The organism is Baekduia sp. Peel2402 (assembly GCF_052567285.1).
Genome location: NZ_CP199582.1, coordinates 4,870,875 through 4,893,484, shown reverse-complemented (window position 1 = coordinate 4,893,484; position 22,610 = coordinate 4,870,875). Strand labels below are relative to the sequence as shown.

Below are 22,610 nucleotides of genomic sequence, written 5' to 3'. Positions count from 1 at the left end.
ACCGGGTAGGCCCGGGCCATGCCCAGCAGACGAGTTGTGATCGACCACATGACGATCGGCGTCAGCGATCTGGCCGTGAGCCGGCGGTTCTACCTCGCCGCGTTGGCGCCGCTCGGGTTCGTCGAGCACGGGAGCTGGAGCGAGGAGGCGCGTGAGACGGCCTTCGGCCCGGATGACCTCGACGACTTCGCGCTCTCAACCCACTACCCGCCGACGGCGGGCGGCCATGTCGCGTTTGCCGCGGACTCGCGCGAGCAGGTCGACGGCTTCTACGAGGCGGCGATCGCCGCCGGTGGCACCGACAACGGCAAGCCGGGCATCCGCCCCAACTACTCACCGGGCTACTACGGCGCGTTCGTGCTGGACCCCGACGGCTACAACGTCGAGGCCGTCTTCCACGAGCTGGGTTAGAAGGCGCCGGGCCGGTTGCCGGCGCGCAGCTGGCCGTCGAGCGTGTAGGTGAGGTCGGCGGCGACGCCGGCGTAGGGCTCGGTGCCCGGGACGTCCCAGGTGCCGAAGGCGGGGATCGCGGTGCCGGCCGGGAGCGTCCCGGGCGAGGGATGGCCGGTCGAGTCGAGCACGGGCTGGGAGACGTTGACGCTGTTGTCGGTGAAGAACGCGGTGTCGGCGCTGCCGGTCAGGCCGGACGGAAGACCGGATGAGCCGTACCAGAGGACGTTGCCGGCGAAGCGCACGTCGTCGCCGGCGGTCACGGGGCCCAGGCCGGATCCGGACTGCCAGGGTCCGGAGTAGGGATCGTCCAGGTGGACGTGCTCGTCGGCGCCAGGCTCGCCGGCCGGGTCGTCGACGATGTTGTTGTAGAAGAAGACGTGGCGGTTGGGGATCCGGACGAAGTTGTCGCCGTCGTCGACGCGCGTCGTGCCCCAGGCGCCGCCGTTGAGCAGCTGCTGGCAGCGCTCGCGGCCCTCGTCGCCCGGCTGGCCGTCGCAGGAGCGACGGCCATAGGCGACCTCGAGCGCGTGCCCGCGCGCGCCCGCCCGGATGATGGTGTTGTGGGCGACCAGCACCTGGAAGCCGCCGTTGACGCCGACCCCGGCGCCCTCGACGTCGGTGATCAGGTTGTCGAGCACCGCGATCCCGTAGGCCTCGTAATGGGTGAACGGCGCCTCCATGAACTGAAGGCCGGTGCCCTGCCCGGCGACGAAGCCGCCGGTGCCGCAGTGCGCGAAGCGGTTGGCCTGGACGACGAGCTGCGCGGAGCCGCCCTTGGCGTAGGCGCACCAGTCGCCGGCCGGTCCGACCGTGTTGCCGCGGATGCCGCCGCCGCGGACCGCGACGAAGTCAATGGCGTTGTCATCGGCGCCGCCGATCGTCGAGCCCTCGACGTAGACCTCGGTGCTCTGGTTGACCTTCAAGGTCTCGTGCGCGTCGGAGCCGTGCAGGGTCGCACCGCGGATGAGCAGGTGGTCGCAGCGCTCGCAGTGAAACGGGTCGTTGGGGTCCTCGATCCCGATGTTGATGAAGTACGCGTAGCGCAACCCATAGGCGTTGATCGGCGGGAGTTGGACGGTGCCCGCCCCGTCCTCGGCCTGGACGATGACGGGATGGCTTGCTGTGCCCCAGCGGTCCTCCCAGTAGTTGGGGGCCTCGGTCGCCGTGATCGTTCCCGGGAGGATCCGGACGCGGACGCCGGTGGTCAGCGCCTGGCCCTGCGGGATCCGCTGCCAGGCGGCGTCCAGCGTGCGCAGCGCCGTGGCGCGCGTCGTGCCGGCGGCGGCGTCGGAGCCGTTGACGGGATCGACCCAGACGTCGACCACGGTGACGGTGCCGATCACGTAGCCGCCCCGGACGGCCGGGGGCGCGGCGGTGAAGGTGATGGGGTCGGGAACGACGGCAGCGGGCGCCGGGGCGGGCGCGACCGGCGCCGAGGGGGCCGGCGCGGCGGGCGCTCCGAGCGTCGGGAGCTTCGCCGCGGACGGCGGCGTCGGTGCCGGCGTCGACGCGCCGCGACAGCCCCACAGGCCGCGCCCGGCGCGACGAGCGCGCGTCGCGGCGGCCCGATCCGCCGCGTTGGCGCCGGCGGCGGGTTGCAGCAGGCCTTGGGTCAGCGCCCAGCGCGTCACGTCGGTCCCGGCGAGGCCGAGCCGCGCCGCGCCTTGGCGTCCGCGAAGCGTCACCGTGCGGCCCACGAGGCGTCGGCGCAGCGCGGCCACCGCGGCCGGTGCGCCGCAGCTCGTCGGACGCAATGCAGCGGTCCCGACCAGCCGCAGCGTCAACCGCCGGGACGACGCCCGCGCGGCGATCGCACCGGTGGCGGCGACCGAGGTCACCTTCGCGCGCGCCGGCAACGGCGCGGCCGCGGCCGCGGCCGGCGCCGCGGAGAGCCCCAGACCCATGAGCACGACGAAGTGCAGGACACGCCCCATTGCCTGGTTGATCGGCCACCGCGGGCCGGACTTGCCCTCCGATCGCGCCAACCCTGCACGCACGCTACGGGGCGGTCCGGCTCTCCCGCCGTCGCGCCGCCGCGGCACGGCGCGTCGCCGCCGCCGCTCGCTCCAGCGCGGCATCCGCGCGGTCGATCGCCGCTCGGCCGCGATGGCGTGCAGCCTCCGCGGCGTCCCGGGCCGAGAGCGCGAGCGCGGCCACCGGCTCGTCCAGCGCGTCCTGACCATCCTCGAGGATGTCCTGAAGGTTGTCGTGGCCGCCTTGGGCGTCGTCGATCTGAGCCTGATGGGCGTCGCGTCGATCCTGCGCCCGCGACAGCTCGGCCTGGCGGTGCTCGACGGCGAGGTGGGCGCCGAAAGCCGACGCCGGGGTGCTCGCGCGGTCCGCGTCGACGCCGTCCTGACGCGCGTCGAGGCGCTTCTGCTCGCGATCGGCGACCGCCTGTTCACGGTAGGCGATCGACTGGTCGAGATCCGCGAGCGCCTGCTCGCGATCCAGGTCGTGCTGCTGGGAGTCGAGCGTCTCATCGATCATGCGTTCCCGCCCTTCGTGGACCCGGCGGCCGCGGGGAGCGGACCCGGCCGGGCGATGTGGAAGCCCTGGGCGTAATCCACGCCCAGGGTCTTAAGCCGTGCGAGCGTCTCAGCGTCCTCGACGCCTTCGGCGACCGTCTCGAGCCCGAATCCGCGCGCGAGGTTGACCACCGCCTTGACGACGTGGACGCTCGCGGTGCTGCGACACAGGTCCTGGACAAACTCGATGTCGATCTTGAGGTAGTCGACCGGGATCTGCTTGATGTAGGTGAAGCCGCCATAGCCGGTGCCGAAGTCGTCAAGGGCGAGCTTGCAGCCCAGCGCGTGGATGCATTCGGCGAAGCGGCGCCCGGCCGGCTGATCCTCGATCAGCGCGGTCTCGGTGATCTCGAAGACCAGCAGCGCCGGATCGGCGCCCGTCTCGGCCAGGCAGCTCGCGATGTGCGTGACGAGCCCGGGATCGCTGATCGAACCGCCGGAGACGTTGAGCTCGACGGGCATGCCGCCCGCGGCCAGCTCCACGCCTTGGCGAATCACCCAGCGGTCGATCTCGCCGATCAGCCCGTGCTCCTCGGCGATCTTCAGGTACGGCCCGGGACCGGAGATCGATCCGTCGGGCTCGCGGATCCGCAGCAGCAGCTCGCTCTGAGACGTCGTGCCGGTGCGCAGATCGAGGATGGGTTGGGCGAAGAGCACGAGGCGGTCCTCGCGCAGCACCTGCTGAACGCGTCCGACCCAGCCCAGCGCGTCGAGCTTGGCGCGCAGCTCGCGCCGCTCGTCGCGCGCGGCCGTGGCGTCGGAGAACACGACGACGCAGCCGCCGAGCCCGTCGGCCGTGGCCAGCGGCGCCGCGGTGTAGGCCGTCGGCAGCTCGCGCCCGTCGCGGCACGTGAAGACGTCGTCCTCGACGCGCACGGTGACCCCGTCGCGCAGCGCCGCGAGGATCGGGCTGTCGGTGCGCGGGCGGTGGCTGCCGTCCGCGTGCCGGTAGTGGACGAGGTCGTGCATGACCCGCCCGACGACCTGGCGCAGCGTCCAGCCGAGCAGCTCTTCCGCCGCCTGGTTCATCAAGGTGATGCGGCCGCCGCCGTCGAGGGCCAGGAGGCCCTCCCCCATGCTGTCGGTCACGGCGGCCAGGTGGTTGCGCGCGGCCAGCAGCGACTCCGCGGAGGCGATGGCGACGCCGGCCTGGACCACGACGTCCTCCTCGAGCGCGCGGCGCTCCTGGATCGCGCGGCGCCGGCCGGTCACGTCACGGCCGACCACCGACCACGTCGTGCCGTCCGACGCGCCGCTCCAGGCCAGCGTGCGGTAGCTGCCGTCGGCGTGGCGCCAGCGGTTGGCCAGGTCCTCGATGCGGCTGCCGGCGACCGTGGCCAGCGCCAGCTGCCGCGCGGTCAGCGCGACGTCGTCCGGGTGCAGGAACGCGGTGAGCGGCTCAGAGGAGAGCTCGGCGAACGAGCGTCCGAGGACGCGTTCCCACGCCGGGTTGATCGCGTGGAGCATGCCGTCGGCGTCGACGGTCGCAAACAGATCGGTGGCCAGCGTCCAGAAGCGCTCGGGGTGACCGGAATGACCGGCCGCGGGTGAACGCTCCAGGGTGTCGGTCAACCTCATCATCAGCTCTCAATCCGGAGGGGGACGCCCGCGCCGACGCGTCGCGCCAGCCACGTGATGGCCTTGGTGCTCAACCGCACGCAGCCGTGAGAAACCGCCGCGCCGAGGCCGCCGGAGAGCTGCCCAGTGCCGTGCAGCGCGATCTGCCCCGGCCCGCCGTCGAACTCCTGCAGGACGCTCGATCGCGCGCTGGAGGCCAGCGCGAACGGGCTGCCGGCCAGGCCCGGCGCGAGCGCGACGGCCTCCTCGACGAAGAACCGCCCGCGCGGCGTCGGCGTCGTGGAGCGGCCGACGGTGGCGGTGAACCGCCGCACCGCACGGCCCTGGTCGAAGACGGTCACCTGGCGGTGGCGGAGAGAGACGACGATCGCCCAGGGCGTCGACGTCTGCCGTGTGGCGTCGCCCGCGATCCAGCCGGTGAGCCCGGACGGCCGCCCCGGGAGCCGGACGTGCAGCCACCGCGCTCCGCGCCCGTCGGTGCGAACGCCCAGCAGCGGCAGGACGGTGTGGACGCCGGTCAGGGGACGGCGCGCCGTGACCGCGCCGAGGCGCCGGGCGTCCGTCCCTGGCGCTGCGCGCGTCGCGTGGTCGGCGAGCAGCACGACGAGGGCCTGACGGCTCGGTAGGGACGCGGCAGGCGCGGCGAGCACGGCGGGCGCGGCGCCCAGCGCGATCGTCGCGCCGGCGGCGAGCGCCGCCAGCGCGAGGACCGGGCGGGTCATCCCGTGAACTGGCTCGGGCCGGTCGCCGGGTTGCGGACCGCGGCGGCGCAGGCCCGGTAGGCCATGGACACCGTCCTGCTCCGCGTGGCGTCGGTGAACGTGATGCGGGCGCGGACGCGATGGGCGCCCGGGGTGGCGCGCACCGCGGCGCGGAACGGTGCGCGGCCGACGGTCGCCAGGCGATGGCCGTCGAGCGTGAACACGACGCGCTTGATCATGCGGCCGCGGACGGTCGCGGTGAAGCCGTCGGCGCAGGTGGGGCGCCGGGAGCGCCGCAGCGTGGCGGTGCCGCGACGGGAGGCGGCCGGGGTCGCGCCGATATCGGCGACCGGGAGGCGCCCGGCCAGGGCGGCGTCGCGCGCCGCGGCTGCTGCTGCCGCGGCGGCCTCGGCGGCCGTTGCGTCAGACGTGCCGGTGGTCCCGGTCGTGCCGGTCTTCCCGCTCGTGGTCGAGCCGCCGCAGCCGGAGGCGTCGAGGACGTTGTCAATGAGGCTGATCTGGCCGTTGCGCGCCAGCACGCGCCCGATGACGGTCGCGTTGGCGTCCAGCGAGATCGACGACAAGGCCATCAGGTTGCCCTTGAACGCCGTGGTCGAGCCCAGCGTCGCCGAGCTTCCGACCTGCCAGTACACGTTGCACGGCGACGCGCCGTTGACGAGCAGCACCGAACTGGCCGAGGCGGTCGTCAGCGAGGTGGCGATCTCGAAGACGAACTGGGCGTTCGGGTCACCCTGGGCGTCGAGCACGAGCGCGCCGGTCAGCTGGGCCGACGAGGTGTAGCGGTACGCGCCGGCGGTGAGGACGAGGCCGCCGAGGTCGATGCCGGTGAGGTCATCGGCCGGCGCCACCGGCTGGCCGGCCGCGACGTCGTAGGCGGTGGTGAGGTCGGACTGCGCCTGGGCCGCGACGCCGTCGGTGGCGTGCGTGGCGCCGTTGACGACGGCCGGGAGGCCGAAGCCGACGAGCGCGGAGCCGGGCGTGACGCCGAGCTCCCCGTTGAGGACCGACGGACCGGTGTTCGTGACCGTCGCGCCGGCGAGGGCGACGAACGGCTTGACGGTCCCGAGGTCGACGGGCGACGCGGATGCGACGCTCGGTGCTGCGAGGCACGTCAGGCCGGCGGCGGCGACCGCGAGCAGCCACGCTCGTCCTTGGGGGCGACGATGGATGGGGCGGGACATGGCGTCCTCCCGGATGGGCGAGCAGCACCCTGCGACGTTCCTCGGAGGACCGGGCCGGATGCCGATGGGCACGCGGGGCGCGGCTTGGGAGCGAGTGGCGATGCTCTGGTGTCCCATCGGTATCGGCGTTTCGAGCGCTCACCGCGAGAGGACCAGACGGATGATGAGATCTCTAAAGCGATCCCGTCCGCGTGCCGACAAGGGCGCTGAGAGGTTCTGAGGGGTCTAGCCGGCGGGCGTGGCGGCGTACTGCTCGTCGGTCACGTGCTCGCCCCAGACCACAGCCCGCCCGCCCTCGCCGCTGTCGTCGGCCTCCTGCATGGCGATGTGAACCATGAAGCGGTTTGGCGCGGCGCCGTGCCAGTGGTTCTCGTCGGGCTCGAAGTAGACGCTGTCGCCGGGGCGGATGAGCTCGACAGGGCCGCCTTCGCGCTGGCAGAGGCCGACGCCCTCGGTCACGAGGATGGTCTGGCCCACGGGATGGGTGTGCCAGGCGGTGCGGGCGCCCGGCGTGAAGTGCACGGCGGCGGCGCCGATGCGCGAGGGCGCCTGGGTGGCCTTGACCATGTCGATGTAGACGTCGCCGGTGAACCAGTCGGCCGGACCCTTGATGGTGTCCTCGGCGGCGGTGCGGGTGATGTTCATGATGTCCTTGTGTTGAGGGGTGATCCGGCGGCAGGGCCCACGCTTCGAACCTACCCAGCGCGACGACCTTTCGGGGTGCCCTGTCAGGACCCCTTGGCTCACGCCGATCCGGGGCATAGTGATGGTCATGACCTTGACCCTCAACAACGACGTGACGCTGCCGGCGCTCGGCCTCGGCGTCTTCCAGACCCCGCCCGACGAGACCCGCGACGCCGTCCGCGCCGCGTTGGACGCCGGCTACCGGCACATCGACACCGCCGCGGCCTACGGCAACGAGCGCGAGGTCGGCGAAGCGGTCGCCGCCTCGGGCGTGGATCGTTCCGAGGTCTTCCTGGAGACCAAGATCTGGATCTCGGACTACGGCTATGAGGAGACGCTGCACGGCTTCGAGAAGAGCGCGGGCAAGCTCGGCGTCGAGCAGATCGACCTGCTGATCCTCCACCAGGCGCTGCCTTCGGCCTTCGACAAGACCCTGGAGGCCTACCGCGCGCTGGAGACGCTGCTGGCCGATGGCAAGGTCCGCGCGATCGGCGTCAGCAACTTCATGGTCGACCACCTCGAACGCCTGCTCGCCGTCGCGTCGGTCGTCCCGGCGGTCAACCAGATCGAGCAGCACCCCTACTTCTCCCAGGCCGACGTCCAGGCCTTCGGCGAGCAGCACGGGATCCTCGCCCAGGCGTGGTCGCCGATCGGCGGCATCACCTTCTACCGCGACAGCGGCCACACGAGCACGCTCGAAGATCCCGTCATCGTCAAGGTCGCCGAGGCGCACGGCAAGTCGCCCGCTCAGGTCATGCTGCGCTGGGGCCTGCGGCACGGCCGCTCGGTGATCCCCAAGTCCACCAAGCCCGAGCGCATCGCCGAGAACATCGACGTCTTCGACTTCGAGCTCACCGCCGACGAGCTGGCCGCGATCGACGGCCTGGACACCGGCAAGCGCGGCGGGCCGGAGCCCGAGGCGATTACGCTAGAGGCGTTCGGCCGCGAGATCCCGGAGGCCTGACCGGCGACACGGACGGGCGCGCGGCCGCGCGGAGAGCCTGTTGCGTCCCGAAGGCGTCCGGACACTTGCCCTACGTGGACTTCGAGCAGCTCTATCGCGCCACCTACCCGCGGGTCCTGGCCTATGCGCGCTCGGTGACGTCGTCGCACGCCGACGCCGACGACGCGGTGGCCGAGGCCTATGCGATCGCGTGGCGGCGGCAGCGGGACATCCCGCGTGGCGCTGAGTTGGGGTGGTTGATTGGCGTCACGCGCCGGGTGCTGTCCAACACCTGGCGGTCACGGCGGCGGGCGGGAGCGCTGCATGCGCTGCTGGACCTCCAGCCGCGCACCGCCGCACCAGACCCCGCCGACCAGATCGGCGACGCCGAGCTGCGGGAGGCCCTGATGGCGCTGTCGCCGCTGGACCGCGAAGCGGTCGTCCTGACGACGTGGTTTGACCTGTCCACCGCCGACGCCGCCCAGGCGCTCGGCGTCACGCCCGCGGCGTTTCGCATGCGGGTCTCGCGCGCTCGCCGCCGGCTGCGCGCGAGCCTCACCCCGGCCACCACCGACGCACTGGAGCAGGCACGATGGAACACGATGTGACGAACGACCTTGACCGGCGGCTGCGCGCGGCGCGCCCGGCCGTCGGCGACGCCCCGGTCGATGAGGCGCTGCTCGCGCGGCTGCGCTCGCAGCCGATCGCGCGCCGGCGGACCGTGCCGCGACGGGCGGCGGTGCCGGTCGCCGCGGCGGGCGCGACCGTGCTCGTCACCGCGACCGTCATGCTCGCGGGCGCGCCCGGCGGAGGCGGCGGGCCGGAGACCGCATCGGCGATCACCCAAGCGCTGCGCTGGTTCGACCCACCCAAGGGCTCAACGCTGCACGTCCGCAGCGTCGCGACCTCCGGCTCCACGACAACCGTCCGCGAGCTGTGGCAGTCGGCCGACAACCCGCGAGACGAGCGCTTCGCCTACCGCGACGACCGCACCGCCTACGAGGTCGAGCACGGCGCCTTCTACGACCCGGCGACCAACACCATCTACAAGGGCGACTACGCCCCGGAGCCGATGCAGCGGAAGACGGCGCGCGACGGGAAGTCCCCCCAAGGCAAGCTGCCCGCGGACGAGAACATCGACAAGACGCCCGACAAGCGCAAGCTCAAGGCGCTCGGCGGCACGGTCCCGCGCAGCGCGCCCGCGCCCGCCAACCCGGCCGGCGACGCCAAGGCGAAGGCGACCACGGGCGACAAGCTTCCGGCCGGCGATCCCATGGTCATCAAGATCCGCATGCTCCTGCAGCAGGGCCGCGCCACGGTCGGTGCTCGCGAGACCCACGACGGCGTCGACGCGTTCCCGATCACGCTCGAGCAGGGCCTCGGCCGCCCGCAGTGGACGCTGTGGATCGCCGCCGCCGACGGCCACCCGCTGGAGCTGCTGGACCCCGGCCGCGGCGGGGACGACGACCGCCCCGAGCGGGTCCGCTGGACCAACTACGACCTCGGTGGCAGCGTCACGACGCTCGCGCAGGCGCACCCGGACGCGCGTGTGGTCGACGACGCCCCGGCCGCCGCGGCCGCCGCGCAGCGACTGGAGCCGACGCTGCGATGAGCCCCTGTCGGTGTCCTCGCGGCCCTTTACAGCAAGGTCGCGGCGGCGCATGAGAGGCTGTGGATCATGGAGGTGTCGATCCTCGGGACGCTCGAGCTGCGCCGTGACGGCGACGCGGTGCCCGTCGCAGGTGCCCGCGTGCGGGCGCTGCTCGCGCGGCTCGCGCTCGACGCCGGGCGCGACGTCTCCCCCGCGACGCTGATCGACGCGGTCTGGGACGACACGCCGCCGGGCGACGCGGGCCACGCGCTGCAGGCGCTGGTCTCCCGGCTGCGGCGCGCGCTGGCCCCCGGCGGCGAGCTCGTGTCCGGCACGGCCGGCTACCGCCTGGCGGTCGATCCCGAGGCGGTGGACGCGCTGCGCTTCGAGACGCTCGCGGCCGCCGGGGCCGCGGCGCTGCGCAATGGCGACCCCGCGCGGGCCGCGACGATCCTGCGCGACGCGCTCGCGCTCTGGCGCGGCCCGGCGCTCGGCGAGCTGGCCGGTACGCAGCGCTTCGCCACCGCGGCGGGCAGCCGGCTCGACGACCTGCGCCTGGCGGCGACCGCCGACCGGATCGAGGCCGACCTCGCGCTCGGCGTCGGCGCCGGCGAGCTGGTCGCCGAGCTCGACGCGCTGACCGCCGCCCACCCGCTGAACGAGCGGCTCGCCGGGCAGCGCCTGCGCGCGCTCGCCGCCGCCGGCCGGCCGGCCGACGCGCTGGAGGCCTACGAGGCGCTGCGCCGGCGGCTGGACGCCGAGCTCGGCGCCGTGCCGTCGCCCGAGCTCCAGGCGGCGCAGCTGGCGATCGTCACCGCCGCGCCGATCACGCCGGCGTCCGCGCCCGCGCCGCCCGCGCCGTCCCGCCGCTCCAACCTGCGCGCCGGCGTCACGAGCTTCGTCGGCCGCGAGGCCGAGGTCGACCGCCTCGCCGCGCTGCTGGACGAGCACCGGCTCGTCACGCTGATCGGCCCCGGTGGTGCCGGCAAGACGCGCCTGGCCGGCGAGGTCGCGGCCCGCCGACTGCCGCTGATCCCCGACGGCGCCTGGATGGTCGAGCTGGCGGCGACGACCGATCCCGACGACGTCGGCGCCAGCGTCCTCGGCGCGCTCGGCCTGCGCGAAGCGCGAATGCTGGCCGTCGGCTCGCCGGTCCCCGGCCACGGCTCCGGACCCGGCCCCGTCGACGCGACCGCGCACCTGGTCGACGTCCTCGCCGAGCGCGAGACGCTCGTGATCCTCGACAACTGCGAGCACCTGCTCGACGCGACCGCCGTGCTGGCCGACCTCCTGCTCGCCCAGTGCCCGGCGCTGCGAATCCTGGCGACCAGCCGCGAGCCGTTGGGGATCGCCGGCGAGCACCTCGCGCAGGTGCCGCCGCTCGGCCTGCCGCCCGTGGACGCGAGCGCCGCGGAGGCGCTGGCGCACCCGGCGGTGGCGCTGTTCGCCGATCGCGCCGCCGCAGCGGCGCCGGACTTCTCCGTCGACGAGACGACCGTCGCGGCGGTCGTGGAGATCTGCCGGCGACTGGACGGCCTGCCGCTGGCGATCGAGCTGGCCGCCGCGCGCCTGCGCTCGCTGCCGGCCGCGCAGATCGCCGCACGCCTCGATGATCGCTTCCGACTGCTGACCGGTGGGAGCCGCGCGGCGCTGCCGCGCCAGCGCACGCTGCGCGCGGTGGTCGACTGGAGCTGGGACCTGCTGAGCGAGCCGGAGCGGGCGCTGGCCCGCCGGATCGCCGTCTTCCCCGCGGGCGTCACCGCGGCCAGCGCGGCGGCGGTCGGCGTCGGCGCGGACGTCGGCGCCGACGACGTGCCGGAGCTGCTCGCGGCGCTCGTCGACCGCTCGCTCATCGCGCTGGTCGACCGCGAGCACGGCCGTTACCGGATGCTCGAGACGATCCGCGAGTACGGGATCGAGCGCCTCGACGAGACCGGCGAGCTGGCCGCGATCCGGACCGCGCACGCGCGCCACTTCGCCGCGCTGGTCGAGGAGGCCGAGCCGCACCTGCGCCGCCCCGAGCAGCTGGAGTGGTTCGCGCTCCTACAGGCCGAGCGCGAGAACGTCCTGACCGCGCTGCGCTGGCTGGCCGAGACCGGCGACGCCGCCGCCGCGCTGAAGCTAGCCGTGTCGTCGTGCTGGTTCTGGCTGCTGGCCAGCAGCCAGAGCGACGCGACCGCGGTGCTGCGCGTCGCGATCGCCGTGCCGGGCGAGGCCGACCCGCTGGACCGCCTGATCGCCGAGACGCTGCTCTCGCTGGGCGACGACGACACCGAGCAGGAGATCCACGAGCGCGCGCGGGTGGTCCTCGATCGGTTCTCCGAGCTGGACCTGAGCACCCGCCCGGTCGTCGTGGCCGCGCTGCCCGTGCTGGCCTGGGTCACCGGCGACCCCGAGCGCGCCGAGACGCTGTTCGCCGCGGCCCGCGCGCATCCCGACCCGTGGGTCCGCGCGACGGTCCCGCTGGCTTTCGGCCACGACGCCGAGAACCGCGGCGACCTGCCTGCGATGCGCGAGCACCTCACCGTCGCGCTAGCCGCCTTCCGCGCGATCGGCGACCGCTGGGGGCTCAACGCGACGCTGGTCACCCTCGGCGGGCTCTGCCTGCTGGAGGAGGACCTCGACGGCGCCGCGGAGGCGCTCGAGGAGGCCCGCGAGTTGATGTATGAGATCGGCGCTGACGCCGAGCAGGCGATGCTGCACCTGCGCCTCGCCGACGTCCGCGCCCGTCAGGGCGATCTCGCCGCGGCGCTGAAGCACGCTCGCCTGGCCCGGGACGCGACCGACCTCGGCGGCGACGAGGCGGCGATGTCGGGCAGCGGCCTGGCCGGCGTGCTGTGGCGGCTCGGCGAGCGCGAGGAGGCGCTGGAGGTGCTGGCGCACGCGATCGCGACGGTGGATCGGCTGGGCATCGGCAACCCGGCGCGCGGCCACGCCGAGGCGCTGGTGCGCGGTGGCGCCGCGCTGATCGAGCTCGACGCCGGCCGTCCCGAGGAGGCACGGCATCTGCTCACCGCCGCCTACCCCGCCGCGGTCGGCACCGCCGACCTGCCGGTGACGGCGTTCGTCGGCTTGGCGGTCGCCGCGCTGGCCTGCCACGACGGCGCGCCCACCGACGCCGCGGAGATCCTCGGCGCCGCGGCCCGGCTGCGCGGCTCGGCGGACCGCACCAGCCCGGACGTCATCGCGCTCACCGCGCGGCTGCGCGAGGCGCTCGGCGACAGCGCCTTCGAGACCGCCTTCGCGGCCGGCCGGGCCCTGGACCACGACGCGGCACTGGCCCGGCTGGATCCCGCGAGCTGGACCAGCTAGACCTTGCGGCCGTAGGCGCGCAGCGCCAGCGGCACGAAGACCACCAACAAGCCGGCCATCCAGGCGAAGGTCTGCCACAGGTGCGAGCCCATGGGGTCGCCCAGCAGCAGCGCGCGCTCGGCGCCGACGAGGTGCGTCAGCGGGTTGTTGTCGCTGATGGTCTGAAGCCAGCCCGGCATCGTGTCGCTCTTGACGAACGTGCTGCTGCCGAAGCTCAGCGGCAGCAAGATCAACATCATGATGCCCTGCACCGCGCCCGAGGTCCGGGCGACCATCCCGACGAAGACCGACGCCCAGCTCAGGCACAGCGCGAAGCTGACGGCCAACAGGCCGGCGGCGCCGACGTCGAGGACGCTGGCCTGCGCGCGGAAGCCGAGCGCGTAGCCCATCGCCAGCGTGACGACGAAGACCACCACGTAGCGGACGATGTCGGCCAACACGGCGCCGACCAGCGGTGCGGAGCGTCCGATCGGCAGCGCGCGGAAGCGATCGAAGACGCCCTTGCCGACGTCCTCGTTGAGGTTGACGCCGATCGCCACGCCGCCGAGCGCGATCGTCTGGCCGAGGATCCCGGGGAGCAAGTACTGGAGGTACTCGTGCTGCGAGCCGCCGGCGATCGCGCCGCCGAAGACGTAGGTGAACAGCGCGAGGAAGATGACCGGCTGCAGCGTGACGTCGATCAGCGCCTCCGGGGTGCGCAGCGTCTTGACGAGGCTGCGCTGCGCGAGCACGAGGCTGTGGCGCAGGAGCGCCGGGACGCGATGGGCGATCGGCTGCTGGCGCGTCTCGATGGCGAGGTCGACGATGCTCATGCGACCAGCTCCATCCGCTGGCCGCCGCCGGTGGGTGGGCCGGCGGCGGCCTCGTCGTCGCTGCGGCCCGTGAGGCTGAAGAACACCTCGTCCAGGCTGGGGAGGTGCAGCGACAGCTCGGTGACGGTCAGCGACGCGGCCGCCAGGCGGGCGACGACCGCGCTCATCGCCTCGTCGCCGCTGACCGCGACCTTCAGGACCCCGGCGCCGGGCGAGCCGACGGGCGCGCCGGTGATCTCGCGCAGGATCGCCTCGGCGTCGGCCAGGCGCGCCGGGTCGGCCGGGCGGACGCTCAGCGTCTGGCCGCCCACGACGCGCTTGAGCGCGTCGGGCGTGTCGTCGGCGATCACGCGGCCGCGGTCGATGACCGTGATCCGGTCGGCCAGCGCGTCGGCCTCTTCGAGGTACTGCGTGGTCAGCAGGACGGTCGCGCCGTCGGCGACGATCGCGCGCACGACGTTCCACATGTCATCGCGCTTGGCCGGGTCCAGGCCGGTGGTCGGCTCGTCGAGGAAGACGACGGCCGGGCGGCCGACGAGGCTGGCCGCGAGATCGAGGCGGCGGCGCATGCCGCCGGAGTAGGTGCGCGCGGGACGGTCGGCGGCCTCGGTGAGGTCGAACCAAGCGAGCAACTCGGCGGCTCGCGCACGGGCGGCGCGGCCGCTGAGGTCAAGCAGGCGCCCGATCATCACCAAGTTCTGCGTCCCGCTCAGCGCCTCGTCGACCGACGCGTACTGGCCGGTCAGGCCGATCAGCTGCCGCACGCGCGCCGCGTCGGCGACGACGTCGTGACCGCCGATCCGAGCCGATCCGGCGTCGGGCTTGAGCAGCGTCGCGAGGACGCGCACCGCGGTGGTCTTCCCGGCGCCGTTGGGGCCGAGCACGCCGAGGATCGTCCCCGGCGCCACGTGGAGGTCGACGCCGTCGAGCGCCTGCGTGTCGCCGAAGCGCTTGGTCAGGCCGCGCGCCTCGATGGCCGGCGCGGCGGGGTCGGTGTGCTGGACGGGCATGGCCAGAGCATCGGCAACGGCGCTCACACCGCTCGCACACCCGCCTCACAGCGGTGTGAGCGCCGTGTGCCGGTGGCGTGAGCGGCGCTGCCGAAGCTGTGACCATGACCACCACCACGACCACCACGGCGCCGGCCACCTCGCGCACCTACAGCTCCCTCGGCGCGGCCTGGATCCCGTTGGCCGCCCTCTGTCTCGCCTTCTTCGTGGAGATGGTCGACAACACGCTGCTGTCGATCGCGCTGCCGACGATCGGTCGTGACCTCGGCAGCGGCACGACCGCGTTGCAGTGGGTCACCGGTGCTTACTCGCTGACGTTCGGCGGCCTGCTGCTGACCGCCGGATCGATCGCCGACCGCTGGGGACGCCGGCGCGTGCTCCTGATCGGCCTGGCGGTCTTCGGCCTGCTGAGCCTGTCGGTCGTGTTCGTCACGACGACCGGCGAGCTGATCGCGCTGCGCGCCGGCCTGGGCATCGCCGCGGCGGCGATGGCGCCGATCACCAACTCGCTGGTCTTCCGGCTGTTCGACGACAAGGCGCTGCGGATGCGCGCCATGACGGTGATGATCATCGTCGGCATGTCCGGGTTCGTCCTCGGTCCGCTGCTCGGCGGCACCGCGCTGGCCCACGTGCGCTGGGAGTGGCTGCTGGTCGTCAACGCCCCGATCGCGCTGATCGCGTGCATCGGCGTCCGGCTCGGCGTCGCGGCCGACCGCCGCGAGGACCTGACCGACGACAAGCTCGACCTGCCGGGCGCCGCGCTGAGCGTCACCGCCATCGGCCTCGCCTGCTACTCGGCGACCAGCGGCGTCCAGCACGGGTGGCTGTCGGCGGTCACGCTCGCGTCGATCATCGGTGCCGTGGGCGCACTCGTCGCCTTCGTGCGCCACGAGCGGCGCAGCGCGTCGCCGATGCTCGACCTCAAGCTCTTCTCCAACGGCACCGTCCGCGGCGCCGCGATCGCCCAGGTCGGGACGTCGATCGCCATGGCCAGCGTCATGTTCGGGTTGATCCTGCACTTCCAGTACGCCTACGGGTGGAGCCCGGTGCGCGCCGGCCTGGCCAACCTGCCGATCATCGTGACGATGCTCGCCGCGACCCCGCTGTCGGAGTGGCTGGCCGGGCGCTTTGGCCACCGCATCGCCTGCCTGGTCGGCGCGGCGTGCCTGGCCGGGTCGCTCGTCGGCCTCTCGTGGGGCGTCGAGCACGGCTACGCCGCGATCGCGGTCTGCATGGTGGTCATGACGATCGGCCTGCGCACCGTCATGACGATCTGCGCGATCGCGCTCGTCGACGCGATGCCGGCCAACCGCACGTCGATCGGCACCGCGCTCAACGACACCGCGCAAGAGGTCGGCACGAGCGTCGGCACCGCCGTCGTCGGCACACTGATCGCCGCGCTGGTCACCGCCCAGCTGCCCGCCGGCACCTGGAGCAGCGACCTGGTCGCCTCGTTCTTCCACGGCGAGCGGATCACCTACGGGATCCTCGCCGTGGTCGTCGGCGTGGTCGCCGCCGGCGGCGCGCTGACGCTGACCGACTCGCGCACGACGGAAGAGCCGGAGGTTTAGGAATCCCCACGCCGCCTTCGTCATCGTTGAGCGCGAGGCGGTGGCCGTCCTTGACGGTTGGCACGTTCCGATGCCTTGGCTCTGGTCGTGCGACGCCAACGGGGTGTGTGATGGCCCGGCTCGCCTTCCAAGGGCATTGCCTATCTCACGAGGTTCAGGAGTAGGACTATGAGTATGATCGCACGTATCGTCGTGCTCGTCTCGGTGTTGACGTCGCTGTTTGCCGTGATGTCCTCGACCACCGGCGCGGTGACGTGGACTAACACCGGCAGCACGGTCATCCACGCCACGGGCCCGGGCGGCATCCTCAACATTGGTGCCAACGCTCTGAGCTGCACGGGCACGACTGCATCGGCTACGGCAGCGGCGAACTCCGTCGGCAGCATCTACAGCGTGCCGGGCACTGTGACGTTCAGCCCGTGCACGTTGGCAGGGCAGTCCATGTACATTCATTGCGCCTTCACGCTGACTGGGAGCTCGTTCACCTCGCCGATCACGACGGGTGCGGCCGACGTCACTTGCGACCTGCGTCTCGTGACGGGCAACACGAAGGTGTGCCACATCGAGGGCTCGACGCTCGACCACTACATCAACCCCACGGCCGCCACGAACACGCCCGGCAAGGTCACTCTGACTACTAGCAGCAGCCTGACCACGACTCACTCCTCGGGCACCTCCTGCCTGCTGGGCACAGGCCCGAGCCACCTCTCCGAGCAGACGATCACGGTCACTAGCGTGGCCGGCAGCCCGATCATCACTCGCCACCCGTAACCCGGCAGGAGGCGGCCAAGGACGGTCATCGCGTCTTGGCCGCACCTTGTTACGCCCTGTACCTATAACTCCGGGCCTGACTAAGCGGCGCCCGGCGGGCCAGCATCCAGGACGCCATGCGGCGCGCCCTTCCCTTCGCCGGGATCTACGTCGTCCTCTTCCTGATCGGTGTAGAGACGCTCTTGGTCTCGCCGCTCCTGCCGACGACCTCCACGAGTCCGAGGCCGCGGTCGCCACGACGGTCATGGCCTACACCTTGGCCTACGCGCTCAGCGCGCCGTTCCTGAGCTCGGTCTTCGACGCCGCGCCGCGCCGGACGGTGATTACGCTCGGCGCACTGCCGTTCCTGGCCGGCAACGTGCTGGCCGCCGTCGCGGGTGGCCTGAACGTCGGGGCGCTCGGGCGCACCATCGGCCTCGGCCTCGCCGCCTTCTCGACCAGCGCGGCGGTCGGGGTGCCGCGAGCTGCGATCGGATGGCGAGCTGATCATCGGCGTCGGACGACGCGTGGCGCAGGAGCATGGCGCTTTCTCCTGGCATGGGGTGCTCGTAGTGTGCTGCTCGGCAGCCCTCACCTCCAACCCCAGTGACTATTGCGCCGGCCGCGTGAACGACGGCCCTCGTCATCCGTTCCCCCTGATGCAAGGACACGATGTCGACCCGCCGCCCAAGGATGTTCACGTTGCTCAGGACCAGACTCGCCGCCAGGCTCGGCGGCGTGGCGATGGCGTTCGCCCTCCTCGCGGCCGGATCCGCGCAGGCGACGCCGGCGGTGCCAGAGGTCTCGGTCCAGCAGCAAGGGTCGCTGACGATGCAGCTGGGCGCCAGCACCGGCACGCATTGGGCGTGGACGATCACCGACGCGTCGGGCACGGCGATCGCCGGCGCGACCGACAACCCGGTGCTCGTCGCGTTCCCCGCGGCGGGCGACTACACCGCGACGGTCGACGCCACCGACGACGATCCGCTGGCCCTCGACGCCGCGCGCGGGCAGGCGACGTTCCACGTCTACGCCGCGCCGTCCGCGGCGTTCACCTCCGCCCCGCTGTCTGACGGCAGCGTGCAGCTCGCCGACACCTCGACGGGCGAGCCGACGGGCTGGACCTGGTCGCTGCCCACCGGCACCTACTCGGGCCAGACGCCACCGCCACAGGCGCTGCCGGTCGGGGTCTCGTCGGTAGGCCTGACGGTCACCAACGCCGCGGGCTTCAGCAGCGTCTCGCAGTCGGTCGTCGTCAACGGACCGCCGCAGGCGATCCTGAACATCCTCTCCAGCCCGGCGGCGATCGACGCGCCCGTCCTGCTGGACGCCAGCCGCTCGACCGACCCTAACGGCGACGCGCTCAGCTACGCCTGGGACCTGGACGGCGACGGCCAGTTCGACGACGGCGCCGGCGAGACCCAGACGATGAACTACGAGACGGCGGGGCGCTACAAGGTCGCCGTCCAGGTCAACGACGGCCACGGTGGCACGGCGATCGCCCGCGGCACGGTCACGGTGCTTGCTGACGACCGGCCGCCGGTGGTGCAGTTCACCAACGAGCCGTTGCAGCCGGTGACCGGCACGACCGTCCTCTTCACCGCGACCGCGCTGGATGCCGACGGCGTCGTGACCCGGATCGAGTGGGACCTCGACGACGACGGCCTGTTCGACGACGCCGCCGGGCCGACCGCGACGTGGCGGTTCGACGTCTCCGGACCGCACCGCATCGCCGTCCGCGCGACCGACGATCGCGGCGTCGCGACCGTCGCCTTCCGCACGATCGACGTGACGTCTCCCGTCCTGCCCGTGCCCACCGTGCTGCCGCCGGCCACCACCGTGGGCCCAGTGGCGGCGACCGCGGTGCCGGGACCGGCGACGGGCGCGGCGCCCCCGGTCGTCTCCCGCCCCGCGATGCTCGCGCCGTTCCCCGTGGTGCGGATCCGCGGAACGTTCGCCCGCGGCGCGATCCGCATCAGCCTGCTCAAGGTCCAGGCGCCGTCCGGCGCTGCGGTCCGCGTCCGCTGCCGCAAGGGCAGCTGCGCCGCCAAGCGCGCCGACGTCCGCGTGAAGGCGGCGCGCGCGCCGATCCGCGTGCGGTCGCTCGAACAGCGGCGGCTGGCCGTCGGGACGATCGTCGAGGTGTTCGTGACCGCGCCCGGCCGGATCGGCAAGTACACGAGCTTCACGGTCCGGCGCGACGCGAGCCCGGCGCGCACGGATTCCTGCCTGCAGCCCGCTCACACGACCCCGACGCCGTGCCCGACGACGTGACCGAGCGGCTGCTCACCGCGCTGGCCGTGACGGGCGCGCTGGCCGGCGGGCTCGCCGGCGCGCTGGGGACCGCGCGGCTGGCCAGCGGCGACGCCGACCCCGCCGCGGCGGCACAGGCGCGCGACGAGCCGCGGGCGGCGGCCGTGGTCGAGCGCGGGCCCGGAGGGATGCCGACCGCGACGGCGGTCATTGCGCCGCACCTCGCGCAGCCCCGCAAGAGCCACGTTCGCCATGCGCCCAAGCGCAAGCACAAGCGCGCCGCCGTGACGCGCACGCACCGCGTGGCGGCGGTGGCGCCGACGACCACGACCGCCGCGGCGACGAACCCCGTCGAGCCCGTCGTCACGACGTCGCGGACCGCCACGCCCACCACCACCCCGCGCACCAACGCCCCGAAGACCACCGCCCGGGCCCCCGCCCCCGCGCCCGCGCAGCGCCCCGATCCCGCCCCGGCCAAGCAGAAGCCCGAGCCCGACCCGGCGCCGACCGGCACGTTCGACGACTCGGGATGAGCCGCGGCGCAGCGGCCGCGCTGCTCGTGCTCGCGACGCTGACCGCGGCGACGCTGGCGGCGGCGACGATCAACGGCGTTGCGCCTCGCGCGCACGCGCGCGCGAACCTCGTGCTCGAAGGCGAGCGCCTGCGCGTCAGCGCCGCCAGCGGTCGCGTCGTGCGCGACGCGGCGGCGACCGGCCGGCGCGCGCTCCTGCTCACCGGCACGGGCACCGCCCGCGGTCGCGCGCGCGTCACGGCACCCGCGCGGACGACGCTCGTCGTCCGCGGCAGCGCGTGCGCCGGCGCGCCGCGGATCGCGCTGACCATCGACGGGACGCGCGCGCTCACCCGCGCCGTGAAGAGCGCCCGTCGCTACACGTCCCTGTCGGCCGCCGCGACGCTCGCCACCGGCTCGCACGCAATCGCCGTGCGTCTGCTCAACCCCCACCGCGGTGCTGGCTGCCGGCGAACCGTCCGCGTCGACCGCCTCGTGCTCGCGCCCGCTCCCGCCTCCTCGACCACGCCCGCTGCGCCGTCAACGCCGACAGCGACCTCAGCGCCGATCTGGCGCCCGGCGCCCGGCATCTCGTGGCAGTGGCAGCTCACAGGGACGCTGGACCTGACCGTCGACGCCGCGCTCTACGACGTCGACCTCTTCGACACCTCCGCGGCGACCGTTGATGCCCTGCACCGCGCCGGCCGCCACGTCGTCTGCTACCTCGATGCCGGGACCTACGAGCCCGGACGACCCGACTCCGCCGACTACCCCGCGTCTGTCCTGGGCGCGGAGGTCGAGGGCTGGCCCGGCGAGCGGTGGCTGGACATCCGCCGCCTCGACCTCCTCGCGCCGATCATCGAGCGCCGCCTCGACCTCTGCCGCGACAAGGGCTTTGACGGCGTCGAGCCCGACAACGTCGACGCCTACGCCAACACCAGCGGCTTCCCGCTCAGCGCCGCCGACCAGCTCGCGTTCAACCGCTTCCTGGCCGCCGCGGCGCACGCGCGCGGCCTCTCGGCCGGCCTCAAGAACGACCTCGACCAGGCCGCGGCGCTCGAGGGCGACTTCGACTGGGCGTTGGACGAGCAGTGCTACCAGTACGACGAGTGCCAGCTCCTGGCGCCCTTCGCGCGCGCGGGCAAGGCGGTGCTGATCGCCGAGTACGAGCTCGCGCCCGAGGCGTTCTGCGCCTCGGCGCGCGCGGCCGGCTACTCGGCGATCCGCAAGCGCTTGGACCTGAACGCCTGGCGCCAGACCTGTCAGTAGGTGCAGAACATGGTGCCGCCTCCGGCCGCCGCCGCGCCCGTCGTCCCCGCGTTGACGTACTGCCACTGGTAGTCCGGCCGGCCGCCGACCCAGTAGACGATCTCGTAGACGCCGACCGTGACGATCCCCTGGCCGGCCGGCACGGCGATCGGGCCCTGCGTCCACGGCACGGGCGTCGCCGCACCGCCCGAATGGAACTGCGCGATGCCGCTGACGGTCGCCGACCACGTGTCCCAGCGCCCCGCGTTCTCGCCGTTGACACCGAGCCAGTGCCAGCCGCCGGACGGCGTGTGCCAGGCGACCCACCCGCGGGTGGAGATCGGCGTTGGCGAGACCGTCGTGAAGTCCGGCTCGACGAGGTAGGCCTGCCCGCCGCCGGCGTCGCACTGCAAGTGGCCGTCGGTCCAGAAGCCTTTCGCGGCCGGCGCCTTCTGCCCGGCCAACACCATGATGTACAACTTCGACGCCCGCCCGGACTGCCGGACCGTGAGCGTCACCGCGACCTTCTTGCGGCGGGCGAGCTGCTTGGCGGTCTTCGCCGAGACGCTCAACCTCGCGGTCGCGCGGTTGGCCGCGCAGCGGTAGCCGGCCTTGGCGATCGGCGCCTTGGACACCACCTTGGCCGTCGCGCGGACCGACCCGTTGGCCTGGCAGGCCAGCGGGACCGAGAACGTGCGCCGCGTGCGGTTGAGCGCCACCGGCGCGCCGCCGAGCAGGCCCGGACCGGACGTGGCGGCAGGGATCGCGCTCGGCGTCCCCGGCGGGACGCCAGCCGGCGCGGTGCCAGGGGCCGCGGGCAGGTCACCGCCGTTGCCGGGCGGCGGCCCGGGCGGCAACGGGGCCTGGGCCGCGGCGGCGCCCGCGCCGGCGCCCGCCACGGCCAGCGCGGCGAGCACGAGCGCGGCAACGCGCGCAGGGTGAGACGAGGACGACGACATCATGGTGCTCCTTCGATCGTTCCTGGAAGACGTCACTCGCCGGGTGGCGAGGGCTCTTTGCGCAGTCGCCCGCCGATCGCCGCCCGCAGCGCGTCGACGCGCTCGGCCTGCTCGGCGTAAGCGGCGTCGTAGACCGACTGGTGGCGCGCCTGCGCGAGGACCCCGAGCGCCGGGGTCGACGGGGGCTGCGGTGCCGGCGGCGCCGGCGTGGGCGGTGTGGGCGGCGCTGCCCGCGCGACCGCGCTGGGCAGCGGCGCGCGCACGGCGGAGGGCAACTCCGCCCGCGCCGGCTCGACGAGCACGCCCCCGCGCCGTCCCGCCAGGCGCGGCGGCGGCAGGTAGCCGAGCAGGATCGCCACCACCAGCGCCGGGACCAGCCCGACGACCACGCCCACCACCGCCCCGATGCCGACCAGCAGCACGGTGATCGGCGCCGACCGCTCCTCGACCCCCGTCGCCGCGTGCGCGGCCGGCACGATCACCACGAAGGCCATCACCATCACA

At 73.7% G+C, this 22,610-nt stretch carries 21 protein-coding genes; 11 read left to right on the top strand and 10 right to left on the bottom strand.

Annotated features, from left to right (window positions below; translation table 11 throughout):
* The first annotated feature begins 18 nt into the window (after positions 1–18).
* On the top strand, positions 19–411 hold the full coding sequence (locus tag ACT01A_RS23900) for a VOC family protein (RefSeq protein ID WP_445149612.1): 393 nt from the start codon (positions 19–21) through the stop codon (positions 409–411).
* Here ACT01A_RS23900 and ACT01A_RS23895 read toward each other — a convergent pair.
* The 6 genes from ACT01A_RS23895 to ACT01A_RS23870 form a co-directional block, all read right to left on the bottom strand.
* On the bottom strand, positions 408–2,438 hold the full coding sequence (locus ACT01A_RS23895; protein WP_445149611.1) for a right-handed parallel beta-helix repeat-containing protein: 2,031 nt from the start codon (positions 2,436–2,438) through the stop codon (positions 408–410). The two genes, ACT01A_RS23900 and ACT01A_RS23895, sit on opposite strands and share 4 nt — an antisense overlap.
* 13 nt (positions 2,439–2,451) lie before the next feature.
* Positions 2,452–2,943, bottom strand: a complete 492-nt coding sequence (locus tag ACT01A_RS23890; RefSeq protein WP_445149610.1) for a hypothetical protein — start codon at positions 2,941–2,943, stop codon at positions 2,452–2,454.
* The gene (locus ACT01A_RS23885; RefSeq protein WP_445149609.1) at positions 2,940–4,553 is read right to left on the bottom strand and encodes an EAL domain-containing protein; all 1,614 of its coding nucleotides are present in this window, start codon (positions 4,551–4,553) and stop codon (positions 2,940–2,942) included. Before ACT01A_RS23885 ends, ACT01A_RS23890 begins: the two co-directional genes overlap by 4 nt.
* 8 nt (positions 4,554–4,561) lie before the next feature.
* Entirely contained in the window at positions 4,562–5,281 is a 720-nt protein-coding gene (locus ACT01A_RS23880) for a L,D-transpeptidase (RefSeq protein ID WP_445149608.1), read from the bottom strand.
* Positions 5,278–6,462, bottom strand: a complete 1,185-nt coding sequence (locus ACT01A_RS23875) for an ice-binding family protein (RefSeq protein WP_445149607.1) — start codon at positions 6,460–6,462, stop codon at positions 5,278–5,280. The genes ACT01A_RS23880 and ACT01A_RS23875 overlap by 4 nt, the downstream gene beginning before the upstream one ends.
* Positions 6,463–6,687: 225 nt before the next feature.
* Positions 6,688–7,107, bottom strand: coding sequence for a (R)-mandelonitrile lyase (locus ACT01A_RS23870; protein WP_445149606.1), 420 nt, complete (start codon positions 7,105–7,107; stop codon positions 6,688–6,690).
* A gap of 121 nt (positions 7,108–7,228) precedes the next feature.
* Between ACT01A_RS23870 and ACT01A_RS23865 the strand changes: the two genes are divergently transcribed.
* From ACT01A_RS23865 to ACT01A_RS23850, 4 genes are all read left to right on the top strand, one after another.
* Complete coding sequence (locus ACT01A_RS23865; RefSeq protein WP_445149605.1) at positions 7,229–8,110, top strand: aldo/keto reductase; 882 nt, start codon at positions 7,229–7,231, stop codon at positions 8,108–8,110.
* Positions 8,111–8,184: 74 nt separating this feature from the next.
* Complete coding sequence (locus ACT01A_RS23860) at positions 8,185–8,697, top strand: RNA polymerase sigma factor (RefSeq protein ID WP_445152861.1); 513 nt, start codon at positions 8,185–8,187, stop codon at positions 8,695–8,697.
* The gene (locus ACT01A_RS23855; RefSeq protein WP_445149604.1) at positions 8,682–9,701 is read left to right on the top strand and encodes a hypothetical protein; all 1,020 of its coding nucleotides are present in this window, start codon (positions 8,682–8,684) and stop codon (positions 9,699–9,701) included. Before ACT01A_RS23860 ends, ACT01A_RS23855 begins: the two co-directional genes overlap by 16 nt.
* Before the next feature lie 66 nt (positions 9,702–9,767).
* A complete protein-coding gene (locus tag ACT01A_RS23850) occupies positions 9,768–12,992 on the top strand; it encodes a BTAD domain-containing putative transcriptional regulator (protein ID WP_445149603.1) in 3,225 nt (1,074 codons plus the stop codon).
* On the opposite strand, the gene ACT01A_RS23845 is transcribed toward ACT01A_RS23850, so the two are convergent.
* Complete coding sequence (locus ACT01A_RS23845) at positions 12,989–13,804, bottom strand: ABC transporter permease (RefSeq protein ID WP_445149602.1); 816 nt, start codon at positions 13,802–13,804, stop codon at positions 12,989–12,991. The genes ACT01A_RS23850 and ACT01A_RS23845 overlap by 4 nt on opposite strands.
* Positions 13,801–14,814 carry an ATP-binding cassette domain-containing protein gene (locus ACT01A_RS23840; RefSeq protein ID WP_445149601.1) on the bottom strand — a complete coding sequence of 338 codons (1,014 nt, stop codon included), beginning with the start codon at positions 14,812–14,814 and terminating at the stop codon, positions 13,801–13,803. The genes ACT01A_RS23845 and ACT01A_RS23840 overlap by 4 nt, the downstream gene beginning before the upstream one ends.
* Positions 14,815–14,918: 104 nt before the next feature.
* Between ACT01A_RS23840 and ACT01A_RS23835 the strand changes: the two genes are divergently transcribed.
* The 6 genes from ACT01A_RS23835 to ACT01A_RS23810 all read left to right on the top strand — a co-directional run bounded on the left by ACT01A_RS23835 (position 14,919) and on the right by ACT01A_RS23810 (position 21,168).
* Positions 14,919–16,385 (top strand): MFS transporter, encoded by a 1,467-nt coding sequence (locus ACT01A_RS23835; protein WP_445149600.1) that lies wholly within the window; start codon positions 14,919–14,921, stop codon positions 16,383–16,385.
* 174 nt (positions 16,386–16,559) lie between these two features.
* Positions 16,560–17,156, top strand: a complete 597-nt coding sequence (locus tag ACT01A_RS23830) for a hypothetical protein (RefSeq protein ID WP_445149599.1) — start codon at positions 16,560–16,562, stop codon at positions 17,154–17,156.
* Between the two features lie 244 nt (positions 17,157–17,400).
* Positions 17,401–17,745 (top strand): hypothetical protein, encoded by a 345-nt coding sequence (locus ACT01A_RS23825; protein WP_445149598.1) that lies wholly within the window; start codon positions 17,401–17,403, stop codon positions 17,743–17,745.
* Between the two features lie 92 nt (positions 17,746–17,837).
* On the top strand, positions 17,838–19,409 hold the full coding sequence (locus ACT01A_RS23820) for a PKD domain-containing protein (protein WP_445149597.1): 1,572 nt from the start codon (positions 17,838–17,840) through the stop codon (positions 19,407–19,409).
* Positions 19,394–19,921, top strand: a complete 528-nt coding sequence (locus ACT01A_RS23815) for a hypothetical protein (protein ID WP_445149596.1) — start codon at positions 19,394–19,396, stop codon at positions 19,919–19,921. Before ACT01A_RS23820 ends, ACT01A_RS23815 begins: the two co-directional genes overlap by 16 nt.
* Positions 19,918–21,168 carry an endo alpha-1,4 polygalactosaminidase gene (locus ACT01A_RS23810; RefSeq protein ID WP_445149595.1) on the top strand — a complete coding sequence of 417 codons (1,251 nt, stop codon included), beginning with the start codon at positions 19,918–19,920 and terminating at the stop codon, positions 21,166–21,168. The genes ACT01A_RS23815 and ACT01A_RS23810 overlap by 4 nt, the downstream gene beginning before the upstream one ends.
* Here the strand turns inward: ACT01A_RS23810 and ACT01A_RS23805 are convergent.
* Complete coding sequence (locus ACT01A_RS23805) at positions 21,162–22,109, bottom strand: hypothetical protein (protein ID WP_445149594.1); 948 nt, start codon at positions 22,107–22,109, stop codon at positions 21,162–21,164. The genes ACT01A_RS23810 and ACT01A_RS23805 overlap by 7 nt on opposite strands.
* A gap of 29 nt (positions 22,110–22,138) precedes the next feature.
* Positions 22,139–22,606: a hypothetical protein gene (locus ACT01A_RS23800; protein ID WP_445149593.1), complete on the bottom strand. Its 468-nt coding sequence runs from the start codon at positions 22,604–22,606 to the stop codon at positions 22,139–22,141.
* Positions 22,607–22,610: the final 4 nt, after the last annotated feature.